This window comes from Xanthobacter sp. ZOL 2024 (genome assembly GCF_052932325.1).
Genome location: NZ_CM128808.1, coordinates 1,368,242 through 1,393,478, shown reverse-complemented (window position 1 = coordinate 1,393,478; position 25,237 = coordinate 1,368,242). Strand labels below are relative to the sequence as shown.

Below are 25,237 nucleotides of genomic sequence, written 5' to 3'. Positions count from 1 at the left end.
CACGTCTCTCTCAGATGGGGGGATGCGGAATGGCCGCCAGGAGGGCCTTGGTGTAATCGTGCTCGGGCGCCTTGAGGATCTTGGCGCAATTGCCCTGCTCGACGATCTCGCCGCCCTTCATGACAATGACGCGCTCGCACAGGAGCTTCACCACCGCCAGATCGTGGGACACGAACAGATAGCTCATGCCGAGCTTTTCCTTCAGGTCCACCAGCAGGTTGAGCACCACCGCCTGAACCGACACGTCGAGCGCCGCGGTGGGCTCGTCCAGCACCAGCAGATCGGGCGAGACGGCGATGGCGCGGGCGATGCCCACGCGCGCCTTCTGGCCGCCGGACAATTGGTGGGGGAAGCGATCCAGCAGATGGTGGGGCAGGCCGCACAGGGTGGCGAGCTCCTCCACCCGGGCGTTGAGGGCCGCTCCGGACAGGCGCTCGCCCCCCTTCAGTCCCAGCTGTAGCAGCGGATCGGCGATGGAGCGGCGGGCGCTGAAGCGCGGGTTCAGGCTGTCGGTGGCGTCCTGGAACACCATCTGCAGCCGGCCGCGATAGGGCGAGCGGGCGAAGGCGCCGGCGGGGATCTCGCCAATGTCGGTGCCATCGAAGCGGATGGTGCCGGAGGTGGGGTCCAGAAGCCGCATCACCATGGAGGAGGTGGTGGACTTGCCGCAGCCGGATTCCCCCACCAGGCCGACGCTCTCGCCCCGCCCGACGCTGAAGGAGATGCCGCCCACCGCCCGGAACACGCCGCCCCGGGCCGACTTCAGCGGATATTCCTTCACCAGGTTGCGCACCTCCAGCAGCGGGGTGCGATCCTTGACGACCACGGGCTCCGGCACGGCGGCGGTCTCGGCCGGCCGCAGGTCCTCGGGCAGCAGGTCACGCACCGATTCCGTGCCGTGGGGCGTCGCCCGCAGCAGCTTCTTGGTATAGGCGTGCTGCGGGTTGCGGAACAGTTCGAGGGCGGGGGCGGATTCCACCACCTCGCCGCTCTTCATGACGATGAGGTGGTCGCAATAGGTGGCGGCCAGCCCCAGGTCGTGGGTGATGAGGATCATGGCCATGCCGCGCGCCCGGGTCAGCTCGGCGACGAGATCCATGACCGCCTTCTGGGTGGTCACGTCGAGGCCGGTGGTGGGCTCGTCGGCGATCAGCAGCTGCGGCTTGCAGGCCAGCGCCAGGGCGATGACGATGCGCTGGCACATGCCGCCGGAGAGCTCGAACGGATAGGAATGGTAGCGCTCTTCCGGATTGTTGATGCGCACCTGCTTGAGCACCTCGATGGCCTTCTCGCGCGCATTGTGCGCGTCGGCCTGGACATGCTGGCGCAGCACGTCCTCGATCTGGTGCCCCACCTTGCGAATGGGGTTCAGCGCGGCGCGCGGGTTCTGGAAGATCATGGAGATTTCCCGCCCGCGGATGTCGCGCATGGCGCGCTCGGAGGCCGAGCCGATGTCCATGCCCTCGAAGGTGATGGCGCCGCCGGCGATCACCCCCGCCGCATCGAGGATGCGCATGAGGGAATAGGAGGTGACCGACTTGCCGGAGCCGGATTCGCCGACGATGCCCAGCGTCTTGCCCTTGTCCAGGGTGAAGCTCACATCGCGCACGGCATGCACCAGGCCGTTGCGGGTCTTGAAGTCGACGCTGAGGTTGCGCACGTCCACGAAGGCGGTCATGGCCTGTCTCCTCAGCTGCGCTGGCGCGGATCGACGATGTCGCGGAGGCCGTCGCCGAGCATGTTGAAGGTGAACACGGCGAGCATCAGGGCGGCGCCCGGGAACAGGGCCAGCCACCACTCGCCGGAGACGATGAAGCGGGCGCCCTCGGCCACCATGATCCCCCACTCCGGGGTGGGCGGGCGCACGCCGAGGCCGATGAAGGACAGGCCTGCCGCATTCAGGATCGCCCAGCCGAGATTGAGGGAGATCTGCACCATCATGGGCGGCAGAGCGTTGGGGAAGATCTGGGTGGCGAGGATGCGCAGGTTGGAATTGCCGGACAGGCGCGCCGCCTGCACGAAGCCGGCCTCGCGGCGGATGTTCACCTCGGTGCGGCTGACGCGGGCATAGAAGGGCAGGTTCACGATGGCGGTGGCAATCACGATGTTCTGCACCGAATTGCCCATCGCCGCGACGATGCCCATGGCCAGCACGAACAGCGGGAAGGCCATCAGCGTGTCGAGCAGGCGCGAGACGATGCGGTCGGTCCAGCCGCCGTAGAAGCCGGCCAGCGAGCCCAGCGTGGACCCGGCGAAAAAGGAGATGACCACCGCCGACAGGGAGATGAGCAGATCGAGCCGGGTGGCCACCACCACGCGGGAGAAGACGTCGCGGCCGAGGTCATCGGTGCCGAACCAATATTGCCAGGACGGCGGCTTGAGGGCGTTGGCGGCGTTGCTCTGGTAGGGGTCGTGCGGCACCACATAGGGGCCGATCAGCGCCGCCAGCACGAACAGCGCCAGAAGCACGAAGGCCAGGAGGGTGATGGGGTTGGAGCGCAGCACGTAGAGGGTGTGGGTGATCAGGCCCGGGGCGGCGCGCGCCGGTTCAGCCGTGGATGTCATCTGCTGGGATCCTTCCATGGCTTCACCCGTCGAACCCGACGCGGGGGTCGATGACCGTGTAGGAGAGGTCGATCAAGAGGTTCATCACCACGAACAGGATCGCCATCACCAGCACGAAGCCCTGCACCGCCGCATAATCGGACACCACCAGCGCCTCGACCGCGTAGGAGCCGATGCCCGGCCAGGCGAACACCTTCTCCACCAGCACGTTGGCGCCGAGCACGAAGGAGAACACCATGCCGAGGGTGGTCACCACCGGCAGCAGCGCATTGCGGAAGGCGTAGGTGAACAGGATCTTGCGGCGCGAGAGGCCGGCGGCGCGGGCGGTGCGGATGAAGTCGCTGGCCAGCACCTGCAGCATGGCGGCGCGGGTCATGCGCGCCAGCGGCGCCAGGGTGAAGATGGCAAGGGTGGCCGCCGGCAGAATGAGCTGCTTGAAGGCGGCGCCAGCGGTTTCCGGATCGCCGGCCAGCAGCGCGTCGATGACATAGAAGCCGGTGATGGTGGGCGGCGAGATATAGATGAAGTCGAGCCGCCCCACCGGGGCCGGCGCCACGCCCAGGATGTAGTAGAACACATAGACCAGCGCGAGGCCGGTGAAGAACACCGGCAGTGAGACGCCCGCGGTGACCACCACGCGGCACAGGTGATCGACGAAGGTGCCCTGGCGGGTGGCGGCCAGAATGCCCAGCGGCACGGCGATGACCAGGGCCAGCAGCAGGGCGCTGAACGTCAGCTCCAGCGAGGCGGGCAGGCGGCTCAGCACATCAGACAGCACGGTCTGGCCGGTGGAGATGGACGAGCCGAGGTTGCCGGTGGCCAGATCCTGCAGATAGCGCACGAACTGTTCGGGCAGCGGCTTGTCGAGGCCCATGCCGGCGCGGATCTGGGCGATGGATTCCGGCGTGGCGGCCGGCCCGGCGAAATAGGCGGCGGGATCTCCGGGCAGCGCCCGGGTGATGATGAAGGTGACGACGATGACGCCGAACAGGGTGGGGATCGCCTGCGCGAGGCGCTTCAGGACAATCATGCCTCGCGAGGAGGTCATCGCCGGACTCCTTCGCCGCCCGCGGCGGCCGGTGCGGAAGGGAGACCGGGCCGCGGGCGGCCCGGTCCGTCGATGCGCCTGAGCGCTCAGGAGCTTGAGCGCTCAGAACTTGGAAGTGCTCAGGACTTGGTGAGCTTGCGGGCGTCCGGTTGGCGGTGGAACCAGAACTCGTAGCCGCTGATCTTCGGCGTCATGGCCGAGGAGAGGGCGGGCTGCCACAGAGGCACCCGCGGCACGTCCTCGAAGGCGATGTCGATCATCTTCTTGATGTTCGGGGCATAGGCCGGATCGTCCACCGAGAGGTCGAGGGTCTCGTTGACCAGCTTCACCATCTCCGGATTGTCGTAATTGGAGCTGTTGAAGATGGTGCCCGGCATGTAGGTCCAGAAGAAATAGTAGTCCGGATAGTTCAGCCAGCCACCGAAGTCGTCGAGATGCATCTCCAGGCGCCGCTCCACGTTGGCGGCGGTGCGCCAGTTGGCGCCGGGGATCTTCTCGATGGTGGTCTTCACGCCGATCTTGGCGAGGCTTTCCTGGATCAGCAGAGCGGTGGGCTCCATCCAGGAGGCGAGATCGAGGTTGATATAGAGCGGAACGGTGAGGCCGTCCTTGTAGCCGGCCTCGGCCAGCAGCGCCTTGGCCTTCTCCAGGTCCTGCTTGTAGGGCGAGGGCTGGGGCCAGGCGATGCCCTCGGCCTTGTCGGCGCCCCACATGGGTACGCCGGTCTGGTAGGCGGCGGTCTTGAAGATGTCCTCATAGGGCAAAGCGTAGGCGATGGCCTGGCGCACGCGCTTGTCCTTGAAGGGGCCGAACTTGTCGTTGAGGGCCAGCACGTAGATGCAGTTCTCGATGGGGGTCGAGACCACCTTGGCCTTGCCGGAGGCCTTCAGCTCATTGGCATCCTTGTCGGGGATGTTGAACACCAGGTCGACGTCGCCGCGCTCGATCAGCGCCCGGCGGGTGGCGGCGGAGGGGATCTCGCGCATGATCACGCGCTTGGCGCCCGGCAGCGGACCCGAGGTCCACTTGTCGTTGCGGGCGTAGACCACCTGCTGGCCGGGGTCCCAGCGTTCCACCACGAAGGCGCCGGAACCGGCGGTGTTGCGGTGGAGATATTCGGTCGCCCACGGGTCCTTCTCGGTGGCGTGGGCCTTGGCGACCTTGGAATTGATGATGAAGGGGATCGGCACCGCCAGATCAGGCAGGGTCAGCTTGCTCTTGCGGGGCAGGATGACCTTGATGGTCTTGTCGTCCACCACCTCGAACTGCTCGGGCTTCTCCATGAGGCCCGCCTTCATCTGGGTGGTGGGGAAGCCGCCGAGGCTCACCGCACGATCCAGCGACCACTTCACGTCCTGGGCGGTCACCGGTGAGCCGTCGGAGAACACCGCGTTGGGCCGCAGCTTGAAGGTGATGACCTTGCCGTCGTCAGAGACGGTCCAGCTCTCGGCGAGATCCGGCTCGATCTTGGTGGAATCGTAGCTCAGGGAGCCGTCCGGCATGGTCTTGGTGCCGAACTTCACCAGCCGGTCATAGGCGTTGATGGCCACCTGATAGCTGGCGCGGTTGGTGCCCTGGCGGTGCAGGTCAAGGGAGTTGATGGTGGCGCCGGTGGCGACGACAATGGTGTCGTTTGCGGCCGCGGCGGCCGGCAGGACCTCGGACAGTGGAAGCAGTCCGGCTCCGAGGAGCACGGCGGCGGACGACTTCAGGAACTCCCGGCGCTGCATAAGGTCTCTCCCTTCGGTGAGATGCAGATTGGATGCAAAATTACATGCAATCCTTGAAAGCAAGGTGCGTGCCATTTTGCAGTGCGGGAGAATTCAAGCCTTTGGAGACCCCTTGCCGCGGAAGGCTGTCGTTGCGGCGCTCAAACCAATAGCAATTGAACAAATTCTAAGCAGCAGGCCGCTTCAGCCCACCAGATGCGGACGGCGATGGGTGACCACCACGGTGGAGGCCTCCTTCACCGCCAGGATATGCGCCCGCATGGCCTCGTAGGCGGCGCCGCCGTCGCCTTTGTCGATGGCGGCCACCACCGCGCCGTGTTCCGCGTGGGAATTGCGGATGCGGTTAGGCATGCGGAACTGGGCGTGGCGAAAGTGGAAGACGCGCCGCTGCGCGTCGAGGGTCAGGTCCACGAGGGCGGGATTGTGGGTGCCATCGTAGATGCAGCGGTGGAAGACGCCGTTCACCTCCTCATAGGCCGCCACGTCGCCGGTCTCCACCAGCGGTGCCGCCCGCGCGTGGAGCTCGAACAGGGTGTCGCGCTCGGCGGCCGACATGCGCTCCGCCGCGAAGCGGGCGCAGGCGCCTTCCAGCTCGGCCATGACCTCGAACAGCTGCAGCAGGCGCTCCTTGGATTGCTGCAGCACCACCACACCACGATGCGGGCGCCGCTCCACCAGCCCCAGCACCGACAACTGGCTCAGCACCTCGCGCACCGGCGTGCGGGAGACCTGGAAGCGGTCGGCCAGGCTCTGCTCGTCCAGCCGCATGCCCGGCCCCAGAACCCCGGTCACGATCTCTTCCGACAGCACGCGGCGGAGCTGATCCACGATCAGCTCGCGCTTGTCATCCATCTTGTCCGAAACCGAAAGCTGCGCCATTGCCGAATACCTAGAGCGGGAGAATAACCGCATGCGGGGGCCGGGAGAGCCGGCCGGGCGAGGGACGCCGTATTGCGGCATCGCCACTGGCCTGGCATCTGGCTCCATGCTCCCGAGTGGGGCCACGCCTCCTCGAACGCCCGCGCCGTCCCGCCGGAGCCGTCGCTGCCGACGCGCCGCGGCGATGGAACGCGCTGCCGGCTTGGCATGATGACGGAGCATCGTGGGGCAATGCAATAGGCTGGTCGTGCCAGCATGCACAACTTTAAGGCGCGATGGCCTTTCAGGCAGCGGGTGCGCGCCGCTTGACGGGGCCGCGGCCGCGTCGACATGCTGTCTTCATACGCCTGGTCTTTATGGACCGCTGGCGCCGGGGGCGGCGCCGGGGACGGGCGTGGGGCGACAGGCGTGATGGCGGCAGGAAATCAGCGGTCGGAGCGCGCGGCGCCGGTCACCGGCGGGCGCCGTCGCGAGGTGTTCGTGGCCTTTCTCAAGCTGGGCCTCACCTCGTTCGGCGGGCCGGTGGCGCACCTCGGTTATTTTCGTGATGAACTGGTGCTGCGCCGCCGCTGGCTGGACGATGTCACCTTCGGCGAGCTGGTGGCCCTGTGCCAGTTCCTGCCCGGCCCGGCATCGAGCCAGGTGGGCTTCGCCCTGGGCCTGCTGCGGGGCGGCGGCCTCGCGGGTGGGGCGCTGGCATGGCTGGGGTTCACCGCCCCTTCCGCCCTGCTGCTGATGGCCTGCGCCCTGGGCGCCGCGGCGGTCACCGGGCCGCTGGCCGAGGGGCTGTTGCATGGTCTCAAGCTGGTGGCGGTGGCGGTGGTGGCGCAGGCGGTATGGGGCATGGCCCGCAGCCTCACGCCCGATGGTCCGCGCGCGGCCATCGCCCTCATGGCTGTGGCGCTGGTGGTTCTGCTCGGTGGCGCCCTGGGGCAGGTGGCGGCCATCGCCATCGGCGCCCTGGCCGGCCTCGCCCTCTGCCGGCAGGGCCCGGTGCGCGCCGCCGTGGCGCTGCACTTTCCGGTGTCGCGGCGGGCGGGCCTGGTCGCCCTCGGCCTGTTCGTCGCCCTGTTCGTCGGGCCGCTGGCGCTGGTGCAGGCGGGCGGGTCCGGCGCTGTGGCGCTGTTCGAGTCCTTCTACCGGTCCGGGGCCCTGGTGTTCGGCGGCGGCCATGTGGTGCTGCCGCTGCTCGAAGCCGAGGTGGTGCGGCCGGACGGGCTGAGCGCCACCACCTTTCTCGCCGGCTACGGCCTGGCGCAGGCGGTGCCCGGGCCGCTGTTCACCTTTGCCGCCTATCTCGGCGCCGCCATGGGGCCGGCCACACTGCCGGCGGCGGGCGCGGCGGCGGGGGTGTGCGGCGCGCTGATCGCCCTTGGCGCCATCTTCCTGCCGGGGCTGCTGCTGGTCTATGGCATGCTGCCATTCTGGAGTGCCCTTCGGCCGCTGCCGGCCGCCCAGGCGGCCATGCGCGGGGCCAATGCGGCGGTGGTGGGCCTGCTCGGCGCGGCGCTCTATACCCCGGTTTGGACCAGCGCCGTATTCACCCCGCGTGACTTCACCGTGGCGCTGGCCGGCTTCCTGTTGCTGACCGTGTGGCAGGCGCCGCCCTGGATGGTGGTGCTGCTGCTGGCCCTCGCCGGCATGGGCCTCACGACGCTCTGAGCCGGCGCCGGGGCGCGGGGCCCCGGCGTGGCGGCGCCTCAGTTCGCCGGCTTCGGCGCCCCGCGAGCGGCAGTCACCGCCGGGCAGGTGCTGTCGGCCAGCGGGCGGAAGGCGGTGTCGCCGGGCAGGGTGGCCACCAGCTTGTAAAGGTCCCATTCGCCCTTGGAGGCCTCCGGCGCCTTCACTTCGAACACGTAGAAATCGTGCACCATGCGGCCGTCCTCCCGCAGGTGGGCGTTGCGCACCACGTCATCCTTGATGGGCAGCTCGGCCATGGTCTTCACCACCGTGGTGGCATCATCGCTCTTGGCCGCCGCCACCGCCTTCAGATAGTGCAGGACCGAGGAATAGACGCCGGCGTGGATGGCGGAGGGGATCTTGCCGTTCTGCGCCTTGAAGCGCTCGGAAAAGGCGCGGGTGCCCTCGTCCAGGTCCCAGTAGAAGCCTTCGGAGAGCAGGGTTCCCTGGGCGGTGGGCAGGCCCACGCTCTTCACGTCGAGGGCGGTGAGGAAGAAGGCCACCAGCTTCTGCTTCGAGCCCATGATGCCGAATTCACGCGCCGTCTTGATGCCGGAGACCGTATCGTTGCCCGCATTGGCGAGGGCGATGATGTCGGCGCCGGAGCCCTGGGCGGTGAGCAGCGGCGAGGACAGGTCCACCGCCGGGAACGGATGGCGCACCGAGCCGAGCACCTTGCCGCCCCGGGCCCCCACCACCGCCTTGGTATCGGCTTCCAGCTGATGGCCGAGGGCGTAGTCCGCCGTCACCAGATACCAGGAGGTGCCCGGCTGGGTGAGGCGGTTGGCGATGCCGGCCACCTGGACATAGGTGTCCCACATCCACTGCACCACATGGCCCGGCTGGCAGGCATCGCCGGTGAGCCGGGCGGTGCCGCCGGGGAACAGGGCGACGCGGTTCTTTTCCTTCACCAGCGGCGCGATGGCGAGCTGTATGGAGGCATTGGACATGTCGGCCAGCACGTCCACGCCGTCGATGTCGATCCATTTGCGGGCGGTGGCGGAGGCGATGTCGGCCTTGTTCTGGTGGTCGGCCGAGATCATCTCGATGGTCATGCCGGCGCATTCGGCCTTCAGGCAATCGTCGATGGCCATCTGCGCGGCGGTGACGGAGCCCTTGCCGGTGATGTCCGAATAGACCCCCGACATGTCGGTGAGCACGCCCACCTTGACCCTGCCGCCGGAGATCTCCGCATGGGCCGGCGCGGTGGCGAGCCCCGCCGCCAGCGCCAGGGCTGGAACGAGGCCGGCGCGGTTCAATCCTGTCCTCATGTCGCTTCTCCCGGTGTTTTCTATGTTGGTGGTCCGCTCACCAATGGGCCATGGGCAGGCCGGCCACCGGCGCGCGGAAACACGGAATGCGGCGGCCGCGCAGGCTGCCGATATAGACGGTGGTGAGGTCCGGCCCGCCGAAGGTGACGCTGGCGAACCAGGGGGCGAGGGTGCCGCCGCACGCGAGCATCAGCTCGGGGGTCGCCGCATCGGCCTCGAAAGCGGCCATGAGGGCGGCGCCGGCGGGGCTCCCCCTGTCGTCGTCGAGCAGGATCCGCAGTTCCCCCTCCGGGGTGATGGCGAACAGGCGGTCGGTCATCACATGGGTGCCCCACAGATTGCCATGGGCGTCGAAGGCGATGCCGTCGATGAAGGCGCCATGGTCGGCGGGGCCGAAGGTCTCGCGATCGGTCAGGCTGCCGTCGGGCAGCACCCGCAGGCGGGTGACGCAGCGGCCGCAGGTTTCCGCCACATAGAGCCATTCCTCACGGGCATCGAGGCGGATCTCATTGGTGAAGCGGAAGCCGTCGGCGACGATGCGCAGCCGGCCCTGGTCGTAAAGCGCGAGAAAGCCGTCGGCGATGTTCGGGCTCATGGCCCGCATCCAGTTGCGGGTGCGGGTGGAGATGGTGAGCCAGATGCGGTCGCGGCTGTCGCGCAGCACGAAATTGACCTTGCCGATGGGGGCGCCGTCGATGCTGTCGGCCAGCACCCGGCTGCGCCCGTCGCGGCTCATGATCTCCAGCCGATCGGTGCCGAAATTGGAGATCAGGATGTCGCCGTTGCGGGCGAAGGCGAGGCCGTTGGGCAGGGTGCCGGAGACAAAGCGGGTTTCTTCGTCGGTGGCGGCGGCGAATTGGGTGGCCTCCTGCTGGGCCACCAGCTCCTGGCTGCCGTCGGGGCGGATGTGCACCACCCCGCCGCGGGCGTCGGCGCTCCACAAGGAGCCGTCGCGCTCGGCGAGGATGCATTCGGGGCGCTGCAGGTCGGCGCCCACATAGGTGATGGCCGCCGGGTCCACCACAAAGCCGTCGAGGGGATTGGGCCGGGCCATGGCGATCTCCGCGCGGCTCAGAAGTTCACCGTGTCGGCACCCTTGAGGCCGAGGCTGGCGCGGGCCTCGTCGGGGGTGGCGATCTCATGGCCCAGTTCCTCCAGGATGCGGCGGATCTTCGCCACCTGCTCGGCATTGGAGGTGGCGAGCTTGCCGCGGCCGATGAACAGGCTGTCCTCCAGCCCCACCCGCACGTTGCCGCCCATCATCGCCGCCTGGGTGGCGAAGGCCATCTGGTGGCGGCCGGCGGCCAGCACCGACCACTGGTAATCGGAGCCGAACAGCTTGTCGGCGGTGCGCTTCATGAACATCAGATTGTCCATGTCGGCGCCGATGCCGCCGAGGATGCCGAAGATGAGCTGCAGGAACACCGGCGGCCGGAACCAGCCCTGGTCGAGGCAGTGGGCGAGATTGTAGAGGTGGCCCACGTCGTAGCATTCATGCTCGAACTTGGTGCCGTGCTCCTCGCCCAGCATCTTATAGATCCGCTCGATGTCGCCGAACGTATTGCGGAAGATAAAATCCTTGGTGCCGGAGAGATAGGGCTCCTCCCAGGCGTGCTTCCAGTTGGAATAGCGCTTGGCGAGGGGATGGAGGGCGAAGTTCATGGAGCCCATGTTGAGCGAGCACATCTCCGGCGCCGCTTTCAGCGGGGCGGCCAGGCGCTCTTCCACGCTCATGTTGAGACCGCCGCCGGTGGTGATGTTGATCACCGCATCGGTGGCCTGCTTGATGCGCGGCAGGAACTGCATGAACACCGCCGGGTCGGGCGTCGGCCGGCCGTCGATCGGGTCGCGGGCGTGCAGGTGCAGGATGGCGGCGCCCGCCTCGGCGGCGGCGATGGCCTCAGCGGCGATCTCATTGGGGGTGATGGGCAGCGCATCCGACATGGTGGGCGTGTGAATGCCGCCCGTCACCGCGCAGGTGATGATGACCTTGCTCAAGGCTTCGCTCCGCAGGAAGAAGGGGATGGATCAGTCGGGAAGAATGGCGACGGCGCGGGTCCAGCCGGCCGAGGCGGCGCGGACTTTCACCGGGAAGCAGCACACGGTGAAGCCGGTGGCGGGCAGCGCTTCGAGATTGTGGAGCTTCTCGATCTGGCAATAGCCCTTCTCGCGGCCCGCCTTGTGCCCCTCCCAGATCAGCGCGGCATCGCCGGTTTCGGCGAAGCGGCGGGCGGTGGCGCTGAAGGGGGCGTCCCAGCTCCAGCCGTCGGTGCCCACCACGCGGATGCCCTGTTGCACCAGATGGAGGGTGGCCGCGCGGCCGAAGCCGCAGCCGCGATCCACATAGTCCGCCGCGCCATAGGCGGTGCCGGCGGCGGTGTTGGCCACCACGATGTCGAAGGGCGCCAGGGTGTGGCCGATGCGGGCGAGCTCGGCGTCGATCTCGTCGGGGCTCACCACATGGCCGTCGGGCAGGTGGCGGAAATCGAGCTTCACACCCGGCCGGAAGCACCAGTCGAGGGGCACCTCGTCGATGGTGATCGCGCGGGCGCCGCCATCCATGGTGGGGTGGTAGTGCCAGGGGGCGTCCACATGGGTGCCGTTGTGGGTGGAGATGTGCGCGGTTTCCACCGCCCAGCCCATGCCGTCGGGCAATTGATCGGGGCGCAGCCCGGGAAAGGCGGCGCACAGGGCCGGCGCCGTTTCCCGGTGAGTGGCATAGTCGATCCGCACCCGCTGGAACGGCGGGTCTGCGGGAACGTCATTCTCCAGGGGAATGGAGATGTCGATCAGTCGGGGCACGGCGTTTCCATCCTGATGGGCGCCCGTGGCACCCGCTATTTTGTACAAACGTACATCTTTTTGTACGATCGTACAATACGCCATTCTTCCCGGCCCCGAACCGTTGGCGCCGGCGTGCCGCTCGGTCTAGAAAGGACCTGAGCCGACAGCCCGATGGAGACCGCCACGCCCAAATCCGGCCAGGGACCCGAGCGCGCCGACACCGCCGCCATGGTCCACAAGACACACACCGAGACGGCCCGCGAGCCACGCAGCGGGACGGCCAGCAAGAAAACGGGCAAGCCCGCCGGCGCCGTGGCGGAAAAGCGCGGGCGGCGTTCACCGGTGCCGGCCAGCGAGCGGGATCGGCCGGACCGGCGCCAGGACATTCTCGACAGCGCCGAGGCCCTGTTCGCGGAACGCGGCTATGCGGCGGTCTCGGTGCGCGACATCGCCGCCCGCGCCAGCGTGCCGGTGGCCCTGGTGGGCTATTATTTCGGCCGCAAGCCGGAGCTGTTCTCCACCGTGTTCGAGCACCGGCAGGGTAATCTCGACGAGCGCATCGCCCGCATCCGGGCGGTGGGGGCGAAGGGGCCAGGCCCGGGCCGGGTGGAAGAGATCGTCACCGCCTGGGCGGAGCCGGTGGTGCGGCTGCACGGTTCGGCCTCCGGGGATTCCTTCTCGCTGCTGGTGGCGCGCACCGCCTGGGACCCCGGCCCGGAGGCGAGCGCCATCATCGAGCGCTTCTACGACCCGCTGGTGCACGCCTTCCTGGAGGCGATGCGGATCGCGCTGCCCGGCTGCGCGGAGGCCCGGCTGCTGTGGGCCTATGAATATGCGGTGGGGGCGCTGCTGATGTACGTGGCCGACAAGCGCATCGAGCGCCTCTCCGGCGGCCGTGCCATCGCCGGCGATCCCACAGTGTTCGAGGATTTCGTGGCCTTCGTCAGCGCCGGCTTCCGCACCCTCGCCCGCTAGCGGCGGGCGACGTTCCACGGCTGGTCCCATGCCTGTGTCGCGGCGTGGACGGCGGCCGGATCTTTATGCGGTCTTTATGTCTTTCCCTTTGGTCCGCTCTCGAACCTTTATGCGGATCGGCGCCATAGTCCCGTCCTCTTCCACGCGCCGGGGATCTCACCAGCTTTGGTGACGTTCGCGACAGTTGATCTGCTCCATTCTCGAGATGGAGGGGGCCATGATCGTGGATCTGGAACGGGACATGACCATGGATCTGCTTCTCATCGGCCTCACATTTCTCTGCTTTGCCGGCGCGCTGGCCTATGTCCGCGTCTGTGATGGTCTTTAGGCGAGGGTGGAGGCCGTGATGCTCTTCGATCTCATCGCCGGCGGCGCTGTGGCGCTGTGCATTCTGTTCTATCTCACCATCGCCCTCATCCGTCCCGAGTGGTTCTGACCACCCGGCGCCCATTCTTGCGAAGGCCTGTTCGATGACTGTGAACGGATGGCTTCAGATCCTCCTTTTCTGCGCGATCATCGTCGCGCTCGTGCGGCCGCTTGGCGGGTACATGACGCGGGTGTTCAGCGGCGAGCGCACGGTGCTCGCGCCGGTGCTCGGGCCGCTGGAGCGGGGGCTCTACCGGCTGGCGGGGACCGCGCCGGGGGAGGAGCAGCATTGGACCGCCTATGCGGTGGGCCTGCTGGTGTTCAACTTGGCCGGCGTGGTGGCGCTGTTCGCGCTGCAGCGGCTGCAGGGCATGGCGCCGTTCAACCCGATGGCCATGGCCGACGTGCCGCCCGACCTTGCCTTCAACACCGCCGTGAGCTTCGTCACCAACACCAATTGGCAGAATTACGGCGGCGAGACCACCCTGTCCTATCTCACGCAGATGTCGGGCCTGGCGGTGCAGAATTTCGTCTCCGCCGCCACCGGCATCGCCGTGGCCGTGGCGGTGATCCGCGCCTTCTCCCGCAAGTCCATGCGGACCCTCGGCAGCTTCTGGATCGATCTCACCCGGTCCACGCTCTATGTGCTGCTGCCGGCCTGCATCGTGCTCACCCTGGCCTATGTGGCGCTCGGCGTGCCGCAGACCCTCGGTCCCTCTGTGGAGGCGCAGACCCTGGAGGGCGCGCGGCAGACCATCGCGGTGGGCCCGGTCGCCTCCCAGCTCGCCATCAAGATGCTGGGCACCAATGGCGGCGGCTTCTTCAACGTGAATTCCGCCCACCCCTTCGAGAATCCCGGTGCCCTCGCCAACCTGATCCAAATGGTCTCCATCTTCGCCCTGGGCGCCGGGCTGACCAATGTATTCGGCCGCATGGTGGGCGATGAGCGCCAGGGCTGGGCGCTGTTCATCGCCATGGGCCTCTTGTTCCTCGCCGGGGTGGCGGTGTGCTACGGCGCCGAGGCCGCCGGCAATCCGCTGGTGCATGCGCTGGGCATCGAGGGCGGCAACATGGAGGGCAAGGAGGCGCGCTTCGGCATCGCCATGTCGGCGCTGTTCGCCGCCGTCACCACCGCCGCTTCCTGCGGCGCGGTGAATGCCATGCACGACAGCTTCATGGCGCTCGGCGGCATGGTCCCGCTCATCAACATGATGCTGGGCGAGATCATCATCGGCGGCGTCGGTGCCGGCTTCTATGGCATCATCCTGTTCGTGGTGGTGGCGGTGTTCGTGGCCGGCCTCATGGTGGGGCGCACGCCGGAATATCTCGGCAAGAAGATCGAGGCCCGGGAGGTCAAGATGGCCATGCTGGCGGTGCTGTGCCTGCCGCTCGCCATGCTCGGCTTCACCGCGGCGGCGAGCGTGCTGCCCGGCGCGGTGGCCTCCATCGCCAATCCCGGCCCGCATGGCTTCTCCGAGATGCTCTATGCCTACACCTCCGGCGCCGCCAACAACGGCTCGGCCTTCGGCGGCCTTTCCGGCAACACGCCCTGGTACAATGTGACCCTGGCTCTTGCCATGCTGATGGGGCGGTTCCTGGTCATCATCCCGGCCCTGGCGCTGGCCGGGGCGCTGGTGGAAAAGAAGGCGGCGCCGGCCTCCGCCGGCACCTTTCCCACCCATGGCGGCCTGTTCGTGGGCCTGCTGGTGGGGGTGATCGTGATCGTCGGCGGCCTCACTTTCTTCCCGGCCATCGCCCTCGGGCCCATCGTCGAGCATCTGGCGCTGCTCGGCGGCGCCACCTTCTGAGCCGGCGGCATCCCCATGGCGCGCCCGCCGTCTTCCACCCCCACCCCGCGCCGCCGGCCCGCCCGGGCGGGGTGGGCCGGGGATGATCCTACCCCGCCCAGGATCTCGACCCTGCTGCTCGGCATGCTGGCCATCGCCCTGATCGGGCTGGGCTTTGCCGCTGTGCTCACCCTTGTGTCGGCGGTCGGCTGATCACGCGCCGCCCCGCCTTTGAGGCTCATCTGGAGGCTCATCATGAGCAAGTCGCCGTCCGCGCGCATTCTCGATGCCCGCATTCTTCTGCCGGCCCTCGGTGATGCGGGCCGCAAGCTTGATCCGCGCACCCTGGCCAAAAACCCGGTCATGTTCGTGGTGGCGCTGGTGTCGGCGCTCACCACCGTGCTGCTGGTGCGTGATGCGCTGAGCGGCGGCGCCGGCCTGGGCTTTTCCTTTCAGATCGTGCTGTGGCTGTGGTTCACCGTGCTGTTCGCCAATTTCGCGGAGGCGGTGGCGGAGGGGCGCGGCAAGGCGCAGGCCGACGCCCTGCGCCGCACCCGCACCGAGACCCAGGCCAAGCTGCTCTCCGGCGCGGACCGCGACACCTTCACCCTGGTGCCCGGCACCAGCCTCAAGGTGGGCGACGTGGTGCTGGTGGAAGCCGGCGACATCATCCCCTCCGATGGCGAGGTGATCGAAGGCGTGGCCTCGGTGAACGAAGCGGCCATCACCGGCGAGAGCGCACCGGTGATCCGCGAGAGCGGCGGCGATCGCTCGGCGGTCACCGGCGGCACGCAGGTGCTGTCCGACTGGATCCGCGTGCGCATCACCGCGGCCGCCGGCGCCACCTTCATCGACCGCATGATCGCTTTGGTGGAAGGCGCCGCGCGGCAGAAGACCCCCAACGAGATCGCCCTCAACATCCTGCTGGCGGGCATGACGCTGATCTTCGTGCTGGCCACGGTCACCATCCCGAGCTTTGCCGCCTACGCCGGCGGCACCATTCCGGTGATCGTGCTGGTGGCGCTGTTCGTCACCCTCATTCCCACCACCATCGGCGCCCTGCTGTCGGCCATCGGCATCGCCGGCATGGATCGGCTGGTGCGCTTCAACGTGCTGGCCATGTCCGGCCGCGCGGTGGAGGCGGCAGGGGACGTGGACACCCTGCTGCTGGACAAGACCGGCACCATCACCCTCGGCAACCGCCAGGCCACCGCCTTCCTGCCGGTGCGGGGCGTCACCGATCGCGAATTGGCGGATGCCGCGCAGCTCGCCTCGCTGGCCGACGAAACCCCCGAGGGGCGTTCCATCGTGGTGCTGGCGAAGGAGAAATACGGCATTCGCGCCCGCGACATGGCCAGCCTGCGCGCCACCTTCGTGCCGTTCACCGCGCAGACCCGCATGAGCGGGGTGGACATGGACGGAGAAGGCATCCGCAAGGGCGCGGTGGATGCGGTGCTGAAGCATCTGGAGGCCCAGCCGGCGGCCGGCATCGACGCCGAGGCGCGGCGGGAGATCGAGGCCATCGCCGAGGACGTGGCGCGGTCCGGCGGCACCCCCCTGGCGGTGCTGCGCGGCCCGCGCCTGCTGGGCGTCGTGCACCTCAAGGACATCGTCAAGGGCGGCATCAAGGAGCGTTTCGCCGAGCTGCGTCGCATGGGCATCCGCACGGTGATGATCACCGGCGACAACCCCATGACCGCCGCCGCCATCGCCGCCGAGGCGGGCGTGGACGACTTCCTCGCCCAGGCGACCCCCGAGAACAAGCTGGCCCTGATCCGCGAGGAGCAGGCCAAGGGCAAGCTCGTCGCCATGTGCGGCGACGGCACCAACGACGCGCCCGCTTTGGCGCAGGCCGATGTGGGTGTCGCCATGAACACCGGCACGGTGGCGGCGCGCGAGGCCGGCAACATGGTGGACCTGGACAGCGACCCCACCAAGCTCATCGAGATCGTCGAGATCGGCAAGCAGCTGCTGATGACCCGTGGCGCCCTCACCACCTTTTCCATCGCCAATGACGTGGCCAAGTATTTCGCCATCATCCCCGCCCTGTTCGTGGCCTTCTACCCGCAGCTGGGGGCCCTCAACATCATGGGGCTGGCGACACCGCAGAGCGCCATTCTCTCCGCCATCATCTTCAACGCCTTGATCATCGTGGCGCTGATCCCGCTGGCGTTGAAGGGGGTGCGCTACCGGGCGGTCGGCGCCGGCGCGCTGCTCACCCGCAATCTGGTGGTCTACGGCCTCGGCGGCATCATCGTCCCGTTCGCCGGCATCAAGGCCATCGATCTGGCCGTCACCGCCCTCGGCCTCGCCTGACGGCGGCTTCTTCCTGAAAGGAGACAAGCATGCTGAAACAGCTGCGTCCCGCCCTGGTGATGCTGGTGGCGTTGACCCTCATCACCGGCCTCGCCTATCCCCTGGCCATGACCGGCCTCGCCCAGGCGGTGTTTCCCGCCCAGGCCAACGGCAGCCTGATCGAACGGGAGGGGCGGGTGATCGGCTCCGCTTTGATCGGCCAGGATTTCACCGCGGCGCGCTACTTCCATCCGCGCCCCTCGGCCACCCTCGGCGCTGATCCGAACGATCCAGCCAAAAGCGTGCCGCAGCCCTATAATGCGGCGAGTTCCATGGGCTCCAACCTCGGCCCCAGCAATGCGGTGCTGATCGACCGCATCACGGCCGAGGCGACGCGGCTGCGGGCGGAGAACCCGGCGGCGCCGGTGCCGGTGGACCTGGTGACCACCTCCGGCAGCGGGCTCGATCCCGATCTGTCGCCGGCGGCGGCCCTGTTCCAGGTGCCGCGGGTGGCCCGGGCGCGGGGCCTCGGTGAAGACGCGGTGCGGGCGCTGGTGGTGGCGCATGTGAAGGATCGGCTGCTCGGCGTCATCGGCGAGCCGACGGTGAACGTGCTGGCGCTCAACCTGGCCTTGGACCAGCTCGGGCGGTGATGGGCGGCGAGCGGGGGAGGGACCATGGCTGACGACATGCGCGACGCACCGGCGCGTCCCTCGCCCGACGCGCTGTTGGAGAGCGCCGCGCGGGAGAGCCGCGGCCGCCTGAAGATCTTCCTCGGCGCCGCCCCCGGCGTCGGCAAGACCTATGAAATGCTGCTGTCGGGCCGTGCCCGGCGGGGCGATGGGGCGGATGTGGTGATCGGCGTGGTGGAGACCCACGGCCGCGCCGAGACCGAGGCCCTGGTGGAGGGCTTCGAGATCATTCCGCTCCGCCCTGTCACCTACAAAGGGCGCCTGCTCGCGGAGATGGACCTCGATGCCATCCTCGCCCGCCGGCCGGCGCTGGTGCTGGTGGACGAGCTCGCCCACACCAATGTGGACGGCAGCCGCCATCCCAAGCGCTATCTGGATGTGGAAGAGCTGCTGGCCCGTGGCATCGATGTCTACACCACCCTCAACATCCAGCATGTGGAGAGCCTCAACGACGTGGTGGCGCAGATCACCCGCATCCGCGTGCGCGAGACGGTGCCGGATTCCATCCTCGACCGGGCCGACGACATCGAGGTGATCGACCTCACCCCCGATGATCTCATCAAGCGTCTCAACGCGGGCAAGGTCTATCTGCCCACCACCGCCCGGCGCGCCATCGCGAACTATTTCTCCCCCGGCAACCTCACCGCCCTGCGGGAGCTGGCCCTGCGGCGCACCGCCCAGCGGGTGGACGAGCAATTGGTCAGCCACATGCAGGCGCATGCCATATCCGGCCCGTGGGCGGCGGGCGAGCGGGTGCTGGTGTGCGTCAATGAGGAGGCGCGGGGCCGCGCGCTGGTGCGCTATGCCCGCCGGCAGGCGGACCGCCTGCGCGCGCCCTGGGCGGCGCTGCACGTGGAGACCTCCCGCGATGCGGCGCTCGCCGAGGCGGACAAGGATCGCATCGCCGCGCACCTGCGCCTGGCCGAGCAGCTCGGGGCGGAGGCGGTGACCCTTCCCGGACAGGACGTGGCGGGCGACATCCTGCGCTATGCCGCCGCCAACAATTTCACCCATGTGGTGGTGGGCAGCCCCGGCCAGCCGCGCTGGCGCGAGCTGCTGACCGGTTCGGTCTCCCATGACCTGATCCGCCGTGCCGGCGACATCGCCGTGCATGTGATCTCCGGCGCCGAGCGCGAGGCCGCCGCGCCGGGCTGGAGCGTGAAGGCGGCCGCGGCGCGCCCGCCGTTCCGCATCGGCCCCTATGTCGTCGGCACCCTCTATGTGGCGGGCGCCCTCGCCGCCAGCGTGGTGCTCGACCGGGTGCTCGATGTGCGCAACCTGGCCCTGGTGTTCCTCATGGGGGTGCTGGGCACGGCGGTGACGGCGGGCCTGTGGCCGGCGCTCTATGCCTGCCTCGCCAGCGCGCTGGCCTTCAACTATTTTTTCCTGGAGCCGCGCTACACCCTGACCATTCAGGACCCCGAGAGCGTGCTCGCGCTGGCGTTCTTCCTGGTGGTGGCGGTGATCGCCAGCAATCTCATGGCGCGGGTGCAGCGCCAGGCGGAAACCGCGCGCCAGCGGGCCCGCGTCACCGAGGATCTCTATCTCTTCTCCAGGAAGCTGGCGGGGGCGGGCACCCTCGACGACGTGCTGTGGGCGAGCGCCCACCAGCTCGCCCTGATGCTCAAGGTGCGGGTGGTGATCCTGATGCCAGAGGCGGAAGGCCTGGCGGTGAAGGCCGGCTATCCGCCCGACGACAGCTTGGTGGAGGCGGATCTGGCCGCCGCCCGCTGGGCCTGGGCCCACGACCATGCCGCCGGGCGCGGCGCCGATACCCTGCCGGGCGCGCGCCGGCTCTACCTGCCGCTCAAATCGAGCCGCACCATCCTCGGCGTCATCGGCCTCGACAATGATCGGCAGGGGCCGCTGCTCACGCCCGAGCAGCAGCGGCTGTTCGATGCCCTGGCCGATCAGGCCGCCCTTGCCATCGAGCGCATTCAGCTGGTCGCCGACATCGACCAGGCCAAGCGCGCGGCGGAAACGGACCGGCTGCGCTCGGCGCTGCTCACCTCCCTTTCCCATGACCTGAAGACGCCGCTGGCCGCCATCCTGGGGGCGGCGGGCACGCTGCGCGACTATGCCGCCTCCATGTCGGAGCCGGACCGGGCCGATCTGCTGGCCACCGTCATCGACGAGGCCGAGCGGCTCAACCGCTTCATCGCCAACCTGCTGGACATGACCCGGCTGGAGACCGGCGCCATGCAGCCCAACGCCTCCTTCCAGTTCGCCGGCGATATGGTCGGCGCGGCCCTGCGCCGGGCCGAGAAGATCCTGGCCGGCCACCGGGTGGAGGTGGACATCGCCTCCGACCTGCCCATGGTGAAGGCCGACGCGGTGCTGTTTGAGCAGGTGGTCTTCAACCTTCTGGACAATGCCGCCAAATATGCGCCGGCGGGCTCCCTGGTGCGGATCACCGGCCGCCGGGAGGGGGCGGACCTCGCCATCCGGGTGATGGACGAGGGGCCGGGCATTCCCGAGGCGGATCTGGAACGGGTGTTCGATTCCTTCTACCGTGTACGCAAGACCGACCACGTGCGCGCCGGCACCGGGCTCGGGCTGTCCATCTGCCGCGGCTTCGTCGAGGCCATGGGCGGCACCATCACGGTGGCCAACCGGCGCGAGCGCAGCGGCGCCCTCTTCACCCTCCGCCTGCCGCTGGCGGCGGAGCCGCCCCATCTGGATGCGCAGGCATGACGGCGTCGACGGTCAGGATCCTGGTGGTGGATGACGAGCCGCCCATTCGCAAGCTGCTGCGGGTGGGCCTGGGCGCCGAGGGCTTCGCCATCGCCGAGGCCATCAACGCCCGCGATGCCATGGCGCAGGTGGAGGCCGCCCATCCCGACCTGATCCTGCTGGATCTCGGCCTGCCGGACCGCTCCGGCCACGATCTGCTCGAAGCCTGGCGCGCGGCGCGTGTGGATGTGCCCATCATCATCCTCTCGAGCCGCACCGACGAGACCGGCATCGTCCAGGCGCTGGAGCGCGGCGCCGACGATTATGTGTGCAAGCCGTTCGGCATGAAGGAGCTGGTGGCGCGCATCCGGGTCGCCCTGCGCCATCGCTTCCAGCAGCAGGGCGAGCGGCCGGTGTTCCAGAGCGGCGGCCTGTCGGTGGATCTGGTGAAGCGTATCGTCAGGGTGGACGGCCGCGAGGTGAAGCTGTCGCCGAAGGAATACGATATTCTGCGCATCCTGGTGCAGCACGCCGGCAAGGTGATCACCCACCAGCACCTGCTGGGGCAGGTGTGGGGGGGGGCGGCCGATGTGCAGTATCTGCGCGTCTATGTCCGCCAGCTCCGGCAGAAGATCGAAACCTCGCCGGACCAGCCACACTACATCATGACCGAGACCGGCGTGGGCTACCGCCTGCGCGAGGCCGACGGGTGAGGGCGGGCGGTGGCGCCACGGCATCGGCCGGCGCCCGCCCCATGAAGCGAACGAGACCCATGCAGATTGCTGATTTTCTTTCGCCGGAGAACGTCTTCGTCGATTTGGCGCCGGCCTCCAAGGCGGCGGTGCTGGCGCGCCTGGCGGATCTCGCCGGCCGCCGGCTGGGCCGGCCAGGGGACGAGATTCTGGAGCTGTTGGCGGCCCGCGAGCGGCTCGGCTCCACCGGCATCGGCGAGGGTGTCGCCATTCCCCACGCGCGGGTCCCCGGCCTGCGCCAGCCGGTGGGGCTGCTGGCGCGGCTGGCCAGCCCGGTCCCGTTCGAGGCCATCGACGACGTGCCGGTGGACATGGTGTTCGTGCTGCTGTTGCCGGAGGAGGGCACCGGGGCCCATCTCAACGTCCTGGCCTGCATCGCCCGGCAGCTGCGGGCGTCGCAGGTGCGGGAGGCCATGCGGCTCGCGGGCGACGCGGCGCAGCTCTACGCCGCCGCCGTCACCGAGCCAGCGGCGGCGCCCGGCCGGGCCTGAGCGCCGCCCTCAGGATGGGCGCCGATCACGAGTAGCGTTTACCTTTGCCCTTGGGCTTGCCCTCGGAGGGGGAGGAGTGCCGGCCCTTCGGCGGCCGGTCGAGCTTGCCGCCAGCAGATGATTTGCCGGTAGACGGTTTGGCGGCGCGCGGCTTTCCCGGGGCGCCGCCCCGGTCCTCGCCGACGCCGGCATGCCCCGCCCCATCGCGGAACGGCTTGCCGCGGTGGGGCTTCTCCCGATACGGCGTCTCGTGCGACCGGTGATCCCGCTGCGGCCGGCCGCGCATGGGCTTGCCGGAGCGCTCCGGCCGGGCCGGGGGCGCGCCGGGCAGGGGCTCGATGATCACATCCTCGCCCTCCGGCTTGCGGGCCGCCTTGCCGAAGCGATCGGCGGCGGCGAGGCTGACCTCGAACGCGGTCTCGTCATCGAAGATGCGGATGGTGCCGATCTCCTTGCGGGTGACGTTTCCGTGCCGGCAGATCAGCGGCAGCAGCCATTTGGGATCGGCATTGTTGCGACGGCCCACATTGAGCCGGAACCAGACGCTGCCGGCGCCCGAGGCGCCACCGAAATCCCGGTCGGCGGCGCGGTCGCGGGGGCTGCGCGACAGGCCCGGATCGCTGACCTCTTCCGGGGCCGGCAGGCCGGCCCGGTAAAGGCGCACCAGGGCGGCGGCCAGATGCTCGGGCGCATGGGCCGCCAGCAGGGTCTGGGCGGCGGCGAGATCGTCCTCGCTCGGCTCCTCGGTGATGAGGGGATCGCGCAGCATGCGCTCGTGGTCGAGCTTGCGGATGTCCTCGGCGGTGGGCGGGCCGGACCAGGCCGGCTGGATGCCGAGGCCCCGCAGCAGGTCCTCGGTGCGGCGGCGGCGGAACGGCGGCACCAGTAGAACGCTGACGCCCTTGCGGCCGGCCCGGCCGGTGCGGCCGCTGCGGTGCTGCAGGCTTTCGGCATCGTTCGGCAGGTCGGCGTGGATGACAAGGCCGAGGTTCGGCAGGTCGATGCCGCGGGCCGCGACGTCGGTGGCGACACAGACCCGCGCCCGGCCATCGCGCAGCGCCTGCAGGGCATGATTGCGCTCGTTCTGGCTCAGTTCACCGGAGAGGGCGACGGCGGCGAACTGGCGTTCCTGCAGCATGGCGTGCAGCCGCCGCACCGCGTCGCGGGTGTTGCAGAACACGATGGCGCTGGGGGTGTCGTGGGCGCGCAGCACGTTGACCACCGCATGGCCGACCTCGGTGGGGGCGACCCGCATGGCGCGATATTCGATGTCGGCGTGGCCGCCTTCCGCGCTCGCCACCTCGATGCGCAGGGCGTCGTGCTGGTAGCGCCGGGCGAGGGCGATGATGCCGCGCGGCATGGTGGCGGAGAACAGCAGGCTGCGCCGCTCCGGCGGCGTCGCTTCAAGAATGAATTCGAGATCCTCGCGGAAGCCCAGGTCGAGCATCTCGTCGGCTTCGTCCAGCACCGCCACCTGCAGCGCCGACAGATCGAGCCGGCCGCGCTCCAGATGGTCGCGCAGCCGCCCGGGGGTGCCGACCACCATATGGGCGCCGTGGTTGAGCTGGCGCTGTTCCTGGCGCGGGTCCATGCCGCCGACGCAGGAGACGATGCGCGCGCCGGTGCCGGCATAGAGCCAGCTGAACTCGCGCTGCACCTGCAGGGCCAGCTCGCGGGTGGGCGCCACCACCAGGGCCTGCGGCGCGCCGGCCGGGCCGAAGCGCTCGGCGGTGCCCAGCAGGGTCTCGGCCATGGCGAGGCCATAGGCGACGGTCTTGCCGGAGCCGGTCTGGGCCGAGACCAGAAGGTCGCGGGTGGCTGCCTCGGGCGCCAGCACCGCCTGCTGCACCGGGGTGGGGTCGTTGTACTCGCGCTCGGCCAGGGAGCGGGCAAGGGCCGGGTTGGACGTCAGGAAGGGCACGGCTGGTTCCGCCTATCTCGCAATCTCGTCAGGCGTCGAAGGGGAGCCGTCGGAAGGTGTCTGGAACGTCTTCCTAATAGGATGGTCGCCGAGATGCCACCGTCTCCCATGCGCTGACCGCCGGGGCGGTGTGCCATTCCCGCAGGGCTGTCGACATCGGGCTGCAAGGCCAGGTCTCGACCGGATGGGGCGGCGCCCTCCACGGCTGGTCCCGACGCGCGTCCGACGTCGGGCTTCCGTGCCATCAGGTCTTCAGGTGGTGGGCGCACAAGGGCTCGAACCTTGGACCCGCTGATTAAGAGTCAGCTGCTCTACCAACTGAGCTATGCGCCCACTCGAGGTTGCCCCCGAAGGAGGCGTTCGTGTAGCAAACTGGCCGGGGACTGACAAGCCTGCGGTTTGAATTTTTCGCGCCACCTTGCGCGCGCTGTGGACAAGGCCGGTGCCGCCCTCAGAGCGAGGAGACGAGGTGCCCGCCGTCCACTGCCAGGCTCGCGCCGTTCATGTAAGCGGAGGCGTCCGAGCACAGGAACAGCAGCGGGCCGGTGAGATCGTCGAGGGTGCCGAGGCGGCGGTTGGGAATGCGCTTCACCAGCGCCAGGCCCGCCTCGGTGGCGAAGAAGTCCCGGTTGAGGTCGGTTTCCACATAGCCGGGGCACAGCGCATTGGTGCGGATGCCGTAGCGTGCCCATTCGAGGGCCATGGAGCGGGTGAGCTGCACCAGCGCCGCCTTGGAGGCGGCATAGGCCGCCACCTGCCCCGCCACCCGGTGGCCGAGGATGGAGGCCACATTGACGATAGCGCCGCCCTGCTTGTCCTTCACCATCTGGCGGGCCGCCGCCTGGGCCGTGAGGAAGGCGCCCTTGAGATTGGTGTCCACCACCCGGTCCCAGCTGGCCTCGTCCATGTCCATGAGCGGCTTGGTGGCGGTGGTGCCGGCATTGTTCACCAGCACGTCGAGCCGGCCGAAGGCCTCGGCTACGGCGGTCACCGCCGCCTCCGCCGAGGCGGTATCGGTGACGTCGAGGGCGAGGGGCAGAGCGGTGCCGCCGGCCGCGGTGATGCGCTCGGCCAAAGCCGCGCAGGCGGCCACGTTGCGGGCGCCCAGCGCCACCTTGGCGCCGGCGGCGGCCAGCCGCTCGGCGAAGAAGGCGCCGAGCCCCTGCGAGGCGCCGGTGACCAGCACCGCCTGGCCGTCGAGCGTGACCTGAAAGCCCATGGATGCCTCCCGTGTTTCCCGTTGCCCTGTCTCGCCTCGCTTCTTCTAATTTGAGCGAGCGCTCGCTTTTTTATGGGAGCGGAGCGGCGCCGGCAAGGGGCCAGATGGC

At 69.0% G+C, this 25,237-nt stretch carries 21 protein-coding genes and 1 tRNA gene; 10 read left to right on the top strand and 12 right to left on the bottom strand.

Annotation, left to right across the window (positions count from 1 at the left end; genetic code table 11):
* Positions 1-10 precede the first annotated feature (10 nt).
* The 5 genes from ACU4E7_RS06620 to ACU4E7_RS06600 all read right to left on the bottom strand — a co-directional run bounded on the left by ACU4E7_RS06620 (position 11) and on the right by ACU4E7_RS06600 (position 6,222).
* A complete protein-coding gene (locus ACU4E7_RS06620; RefSeq protein WP_447021041.1) occupies positions 11-1,678 on the bottom strand; it encodes a dipeptide ABC transporter ATP-binding protein in 1,668 nt (555 codons plus the stop codon).
* 11 nt (positions 1,679-1,689) lie between these two features.
* Positions 1,690-2,565, bottom strand: coding sequence for an ABC transporter permease (locus ACU4E7_RS06615; protein ID WP_238123571.1), 876 nt, complete (start codon positions 2,563-2,565; stop codon positions 1,690-1,692).
* A 22-nt stretch (positions 2,566-2,587) separates the two neighbouring features.
* Positions 2,588-3,613 carry an ABC transporter permease gene (locus ACU4E7_RS06610; RefSeq protein WP_443267698.1) on the bottom strand — a complete coding sequence of 342 codons (1,026 nt, stop codon included), beginning with the start codon at positions 3,611-3,613 and terminating at the stop codon, positions 2,588-2,590.
* A gap of 119 nt (positions 3,614-3,732) precedes the next feature.
* On the bottom strand, positions 3,733-5,343 hold the full coding sequence (locus ACU4E7_RS06605; protein ID WP_238123570.1) for an ABC transporter substrate-binding protein: 1,611 nt from the start codon (positions 5,341-5,343) through the stop codon (positions 3,733-3,735).
* Between the two features lie 183 nt (positions 5,344-5,526).
* Positions 5,527-6,222: a GntR family transcriptional regulator gene (locus ACU4E7_RS06600; RefSeq protein WP_447021040.1), complete on the bottom strand. Its 696-nt coding sequence runs from the start codon at positions 6,220-6,222 to the stop codon at positions 5,527-5,529.
* 411 nt (positions 6,223-6,633) lie between these two features.
* On the opposite strand from ACU4E7_RS06600, the gene chrA reads away from it, so the two are divergent.
* Positions 6,634-7,884 (top strand): chromate efflux transporter, encoded by a 1,251-nt coding sequence (chrA, locus tag ACU4E7_RS06595; protein ID WP_447021039.1) that lies wholly within the window; start codon positions 6,634-6,636, stop codon positions 7,882-7,884.
* A gap of 38 nt (positions 7,885-7,922) precedes the next feature.
* Here chrA and ACU4E7_RS06590 read toward each other — a convergent pair whose 3' ends face one another.
* Genes ACU4E7_RS06590 through ACU4E7_RS06575 form a run of 4 tightly spaced genes read right to left on the bottom strand, consistent with a single transcriptional unit; the run spans position 7,923 to position 11,975 of the window.
* Positions 7,923-9,173, bottom strand: coding sequence for an ABC transporter substrate-binding protein (locus ACU4E7_RS06590; protein WP_238123567.1), 1,251 nt, complete (start codon positions 9,171-9,173; stop codon positions 7,923-7,925).
* A gap of 37 nt (positions 9,174-9,210) precedes the next feature.
* Entirely contained in the window at positions 9,211-10,227 is a 1,017-nt protein-coding gene (locus tag ACU4E7_RS06585) for an SMP-30/gluconolactonase/LRE family protein (RefSeq protein ID WP_238123566.1), read from the bottom strand.
* A 17-nt stretch (positions 10,228-10,244) separates the two neighbouring features.
* Positions 10,245-11,171, bottom strand: coding sequence for a BKACE family enzyme (locus tag ACU4E7_RS06580; RefSeq protein WP_273546388.1), 927 nt, complete (start codon positions 11,169-11,171; stop codon positions 10,245-10,247).
* A 30-nt stretch (positions 11,172-11,201) separates the two neighbouring features.
* On the bottom strand, positions 11,202-11,975 hold the full coding sequence (locus tag ACU4E7_RS06575; RefSeq protein ID WP_238123565.1) for a cyclase family protein: 774 nt from the start codon (positions 11,973-11,975) through the stop codon (positions 11,202-11,204).
* A gap of 153 nt (positions 11,976-12,128) precedes the next feature.
* On the opposite strand from ACU4E7_RS06575, the gene ACU4E7_RS06570 reads away from it, so the two are divergent.
* The 9 genes from ACU4E7_RS06570 to ACU4E7_RS06530 all read left to right on the top strand — a co-directional run bounded on the left by ACU4E7_RS06570 (position 12,129) and on the right by ACU4E7_RS06530 (position 21,988).
* A complete protein-coding gene (locus ACU4E7_RS06570; protein WP_447021038.1) occupies positions 12,129-12,932 on the top strand; it encodes a TetR/AcrR family transcriptional regulator in 804 nt (267 codons plus the stop codon).
* A 346-nt stretch (positions 12,933-13,278) separates the two neighbouring features.
* Entirely contained in the window at positions 13,279-13,368 is a 90-nt protein-coding gene (locus ACU4E7_RS06565) for a potassium-transporting ATPase subunit F (RefSeq protein WP_238123563.1), read from the top strand.
* Positions 13,369-13,402: 34 nt separating this feature from the next.
* Positions 13,403-15,106: a potassium-transporting ATPase subunit KdpA gene (kdpA, locus tag ACU4E7_RS06560; RefSeq protein WP_447021037.1), complete on the top strand. Its 1,704-nt coding sequence runs from the start codon at positions 13,403-13,405 to the stop codon at positions 15,104-15,106.
* A gap of 15 nt (positions 15,107-15,121) precedes the next feature.
* A complete protein-coding gene (locus tag ACU4E7_RS06555; RefSeq protein ID WP_447021036.1) occupies positions 15,122-15,298 on the top strand; it encodes a hypothetical protein in 177 nt (58 codons plus the stop codon).
* 42 nt (positions 15,299-15,340) lie between these two features.
* Complete coding sequence (gene kdpB, locus ACU4E7_RS06550; protein WP_447021035.1) at positions 15,341-17,401, top strand: potassium-transporting ATPase subunit KdpB; 2,061 nt, start codon at positions 15,341-15,343, stop codon at positions 17,399-17,401.
* Between the two features lie 29 nt (positions 17,402-17,430).
* The gene (locus tag ACU4E7_RS06545) at positions 17,431-18,033 is read left to right on the top strand and encodes a K(+)-transporting ATPase subunit C (protein WP_447021034.1); all 603 of its coding nucleotides are present in this window, start codon (positions 17,431-17,433) and stop codon (positions 18,031-18,033) included.
* Between the two features lie 24 nt (positions 18,034-18,057).
* Positions 18,058-20,766 carry a DUF4118 domain-containing protein gene (locus tag ACU4E7_RS06540; protein ID WP_447021033.1) on the top strand — a complete coding sequence of 903 codons (2,709 nt, stop codon included), beginning with the start codon at positions 18,058-18,060 and terminating at the stop codon, positions 20,764-20,766.
* Entirely contained in the window at positions 20,763-21,458 is a 696-nt protein-coding gene (locus ACU4E7_RS06535) for a response regulator transcription factor (RefSeq protein ID WP_447021032.1), read from the top strand. Before ACU4E7_RS06540 ends, ACU4E7_RS06535 begins: the two co-directional genes overlap by 4 nt.
* Positions 21,459-21,517: 59 nt before the next feature.
* On the top strand, positions 21,518-21,988 hold the full coding sequence (locus tag ACU4E7_RS06530; protein ID WP_447021031.1) for a PTS sugar transporter subunit IIA: 471 nt from the start codon (positions 21,518-21,520) through the stop codon (positions 21,986-21,988).
* A gap of 25 nt (positions 21,989-22,013) precedes the next feature.
* On the opposite strand, the gene ACU4E7_RS06525 is transcribed toward ACU4E7_RS06530, so the two are convergent.
* From ACU4E7_RS06525 to ACU4E7_RS06515, 3 genes are all read right to left on the bottom strand, one after another.
* Complete coding sequence (locus ACU4E7_RS06525; RefSeq protein ID WP_447021030.1) at positions 22,014-23,909, bottom strand: DEAD/DEAH box helicase; 1,896 nt, start codon at positions 23,907-23,909, stop codon at positions 22,014-22,016.
* Between the two features lie 257 nt (positions 23,910-24,166).
* A tRNA-Lys gene (locus tag ACU4E7_RS06520) sits at positions 24,167-24,242 on the bottom strand.
* A 118-nt stretch (positions 24,243-24,360) separates the two neighbouring features.
* Positions 24,361-25,128, bottom strand: coding sequence for an SDR family NAD(P)-dependent oxidoreductase (locus tag ACU4E7_RS06515; RefSeq protein ID WP_447021029.1), 768 nt, complete (start codon positions 25,126-25,128; stop codon positions 24,361-24,363).
* Positions 25,129-25,237 lie beyond the last annotated feature (109 nt).

Excerpts from the sequence above, each read along its gene's own strand:
- ACU4E7_RS06545 (WP_447021034.1), top strand. The coding sequence starts at position 17,431 with ATGCTGAAACAGCTGCGTCCCGCCCTGGTGATGCTGGTGGCGTTGACC.
- chrA (WP_447021039.1), top strand. The coding sequence starts at position 6,634 with ATGGCGGCAGGAAATCAGCGGTCGGAGCGCGCGGCGCCGGTCACCGGC.
- kdpB (WP_447021035.1), top strand. The coding sequence starts at position 15,341 with ATGAGCAAGTCGCCGTCCGCGCGCATTCTCGATGCCCGCATTCTTCTG.
- ACU4E7_RS06555 (WP_447021036.1), top strand. The coding sequence starts at position 15,122 with ATGGCGCGCCCGCCGTCTTCCACCCCCACCCCGCGCCGCCGGCCCGCC.
- ACU4E7_RS06565 (WP_238123563.1), top strand. The coding sequence starts at position 13,279 with ATGCTCTTCGATCTCATCGCCGGCGGCGCTGTGGCGCTGTGCATTCTG.
- ACU4E7_RS06535 (WP_447021032.1), top strand. The coding sequence starts at position 20,763 with ATGACGGCGTCGACGGTCAGGATCCTGGTGGTGGATGACGAGCCGCCC.
- ACU4E7_RS06590 (WP_238123567.1), bottom strand. The coding sequence starts at position 9,173 with ATGAGGACAGGATTGAACCGCGCCGGCCTCGTTCCAGCCCTGGCGCTG.
- ACU4E7_RS06540 (WP_447021033.1), top strand. The coding sequence starts at position 18,058 with ATGGCTGACGACATGCGCGACGCACCGGCGCGTCCCTCGCCCGACGCG.
- ACU4E7_RS06620 (WP_447021041.1), bottom strand. The coding sequence starts at position 1,678 with ATGACCGCCTTCGTGGACGTGCGCAACCTCAGCGTCGACTTCAAGACC.
- kdpA (WP_447021037.1), top strand. The coding sequence starts at position 13,403 with ATGACTGTGAACGGATGGCTTCAGATCCTCCTTTTCTGCGCGATCATC.
- ACU4E7_RS06600 (WP_447021040.1), bottom strand. The coding sequence starts at position 6,222 with ATGGCGCAGCTTTCGGTTTCGGACAAGATGGATGACAAGCGCGAGCTG.
- ACU4E7_RS06615 (WP_238123571.1), bottom strand. The coding sequence starts at position 2,565 with ATGACATCCACGGCTGAACCGGCGCGCGCCGCCCCGGGCCTGATCACC.
- ACU4E7_RS06530 (WP_447021031.1), top strand. The coding sequence starts at position 21,518 with ATGCAGATTGCTGATTTTCTTTCGCCGGAGAACGTCTTCGTCGATTTG.
- ACU4E7_RS06515 (WP_447021029.1), bottom strand. The coding sequence starts at position 25,128 with ATGGGCTTTCAGGTCACGCTCGACGGCCAGGCGGTGCTGGTCACCGGC.
- ACU4E7_RS06585 (WP_238123566.1), bottom strand. The coding sequence starts at position 10,227 with ATGGCCCGGCCCAATCCCCTCGACGGCTTTGTGGTGGACCCGGCGGCC.
- ACU4E7_RS06610 (WP_443267698.1), bottom strand. The coding sequence starts at position 3,613 with ATGACCTCCTCGCGAGGCATGATTGTCCTGAAGCGCCTCGCGCAGGCG.
- ACU4E7_RS06570 (WP_447021038.1), top strand. The coding sequence starts at position 12,129 with ATGGAGACCGCCACGCCCAAATCCGGCCAGGGACCCGAGCGCGCCGAC.
- ACU4E7_RS06605 (WP_238123570.1), bottom strand. The coding sequence starts at position 5,343 with ATGCAGCGCCGGGAGTTCCTGAAGTCGTCCGCCGCCGTGCTCCTCGGA.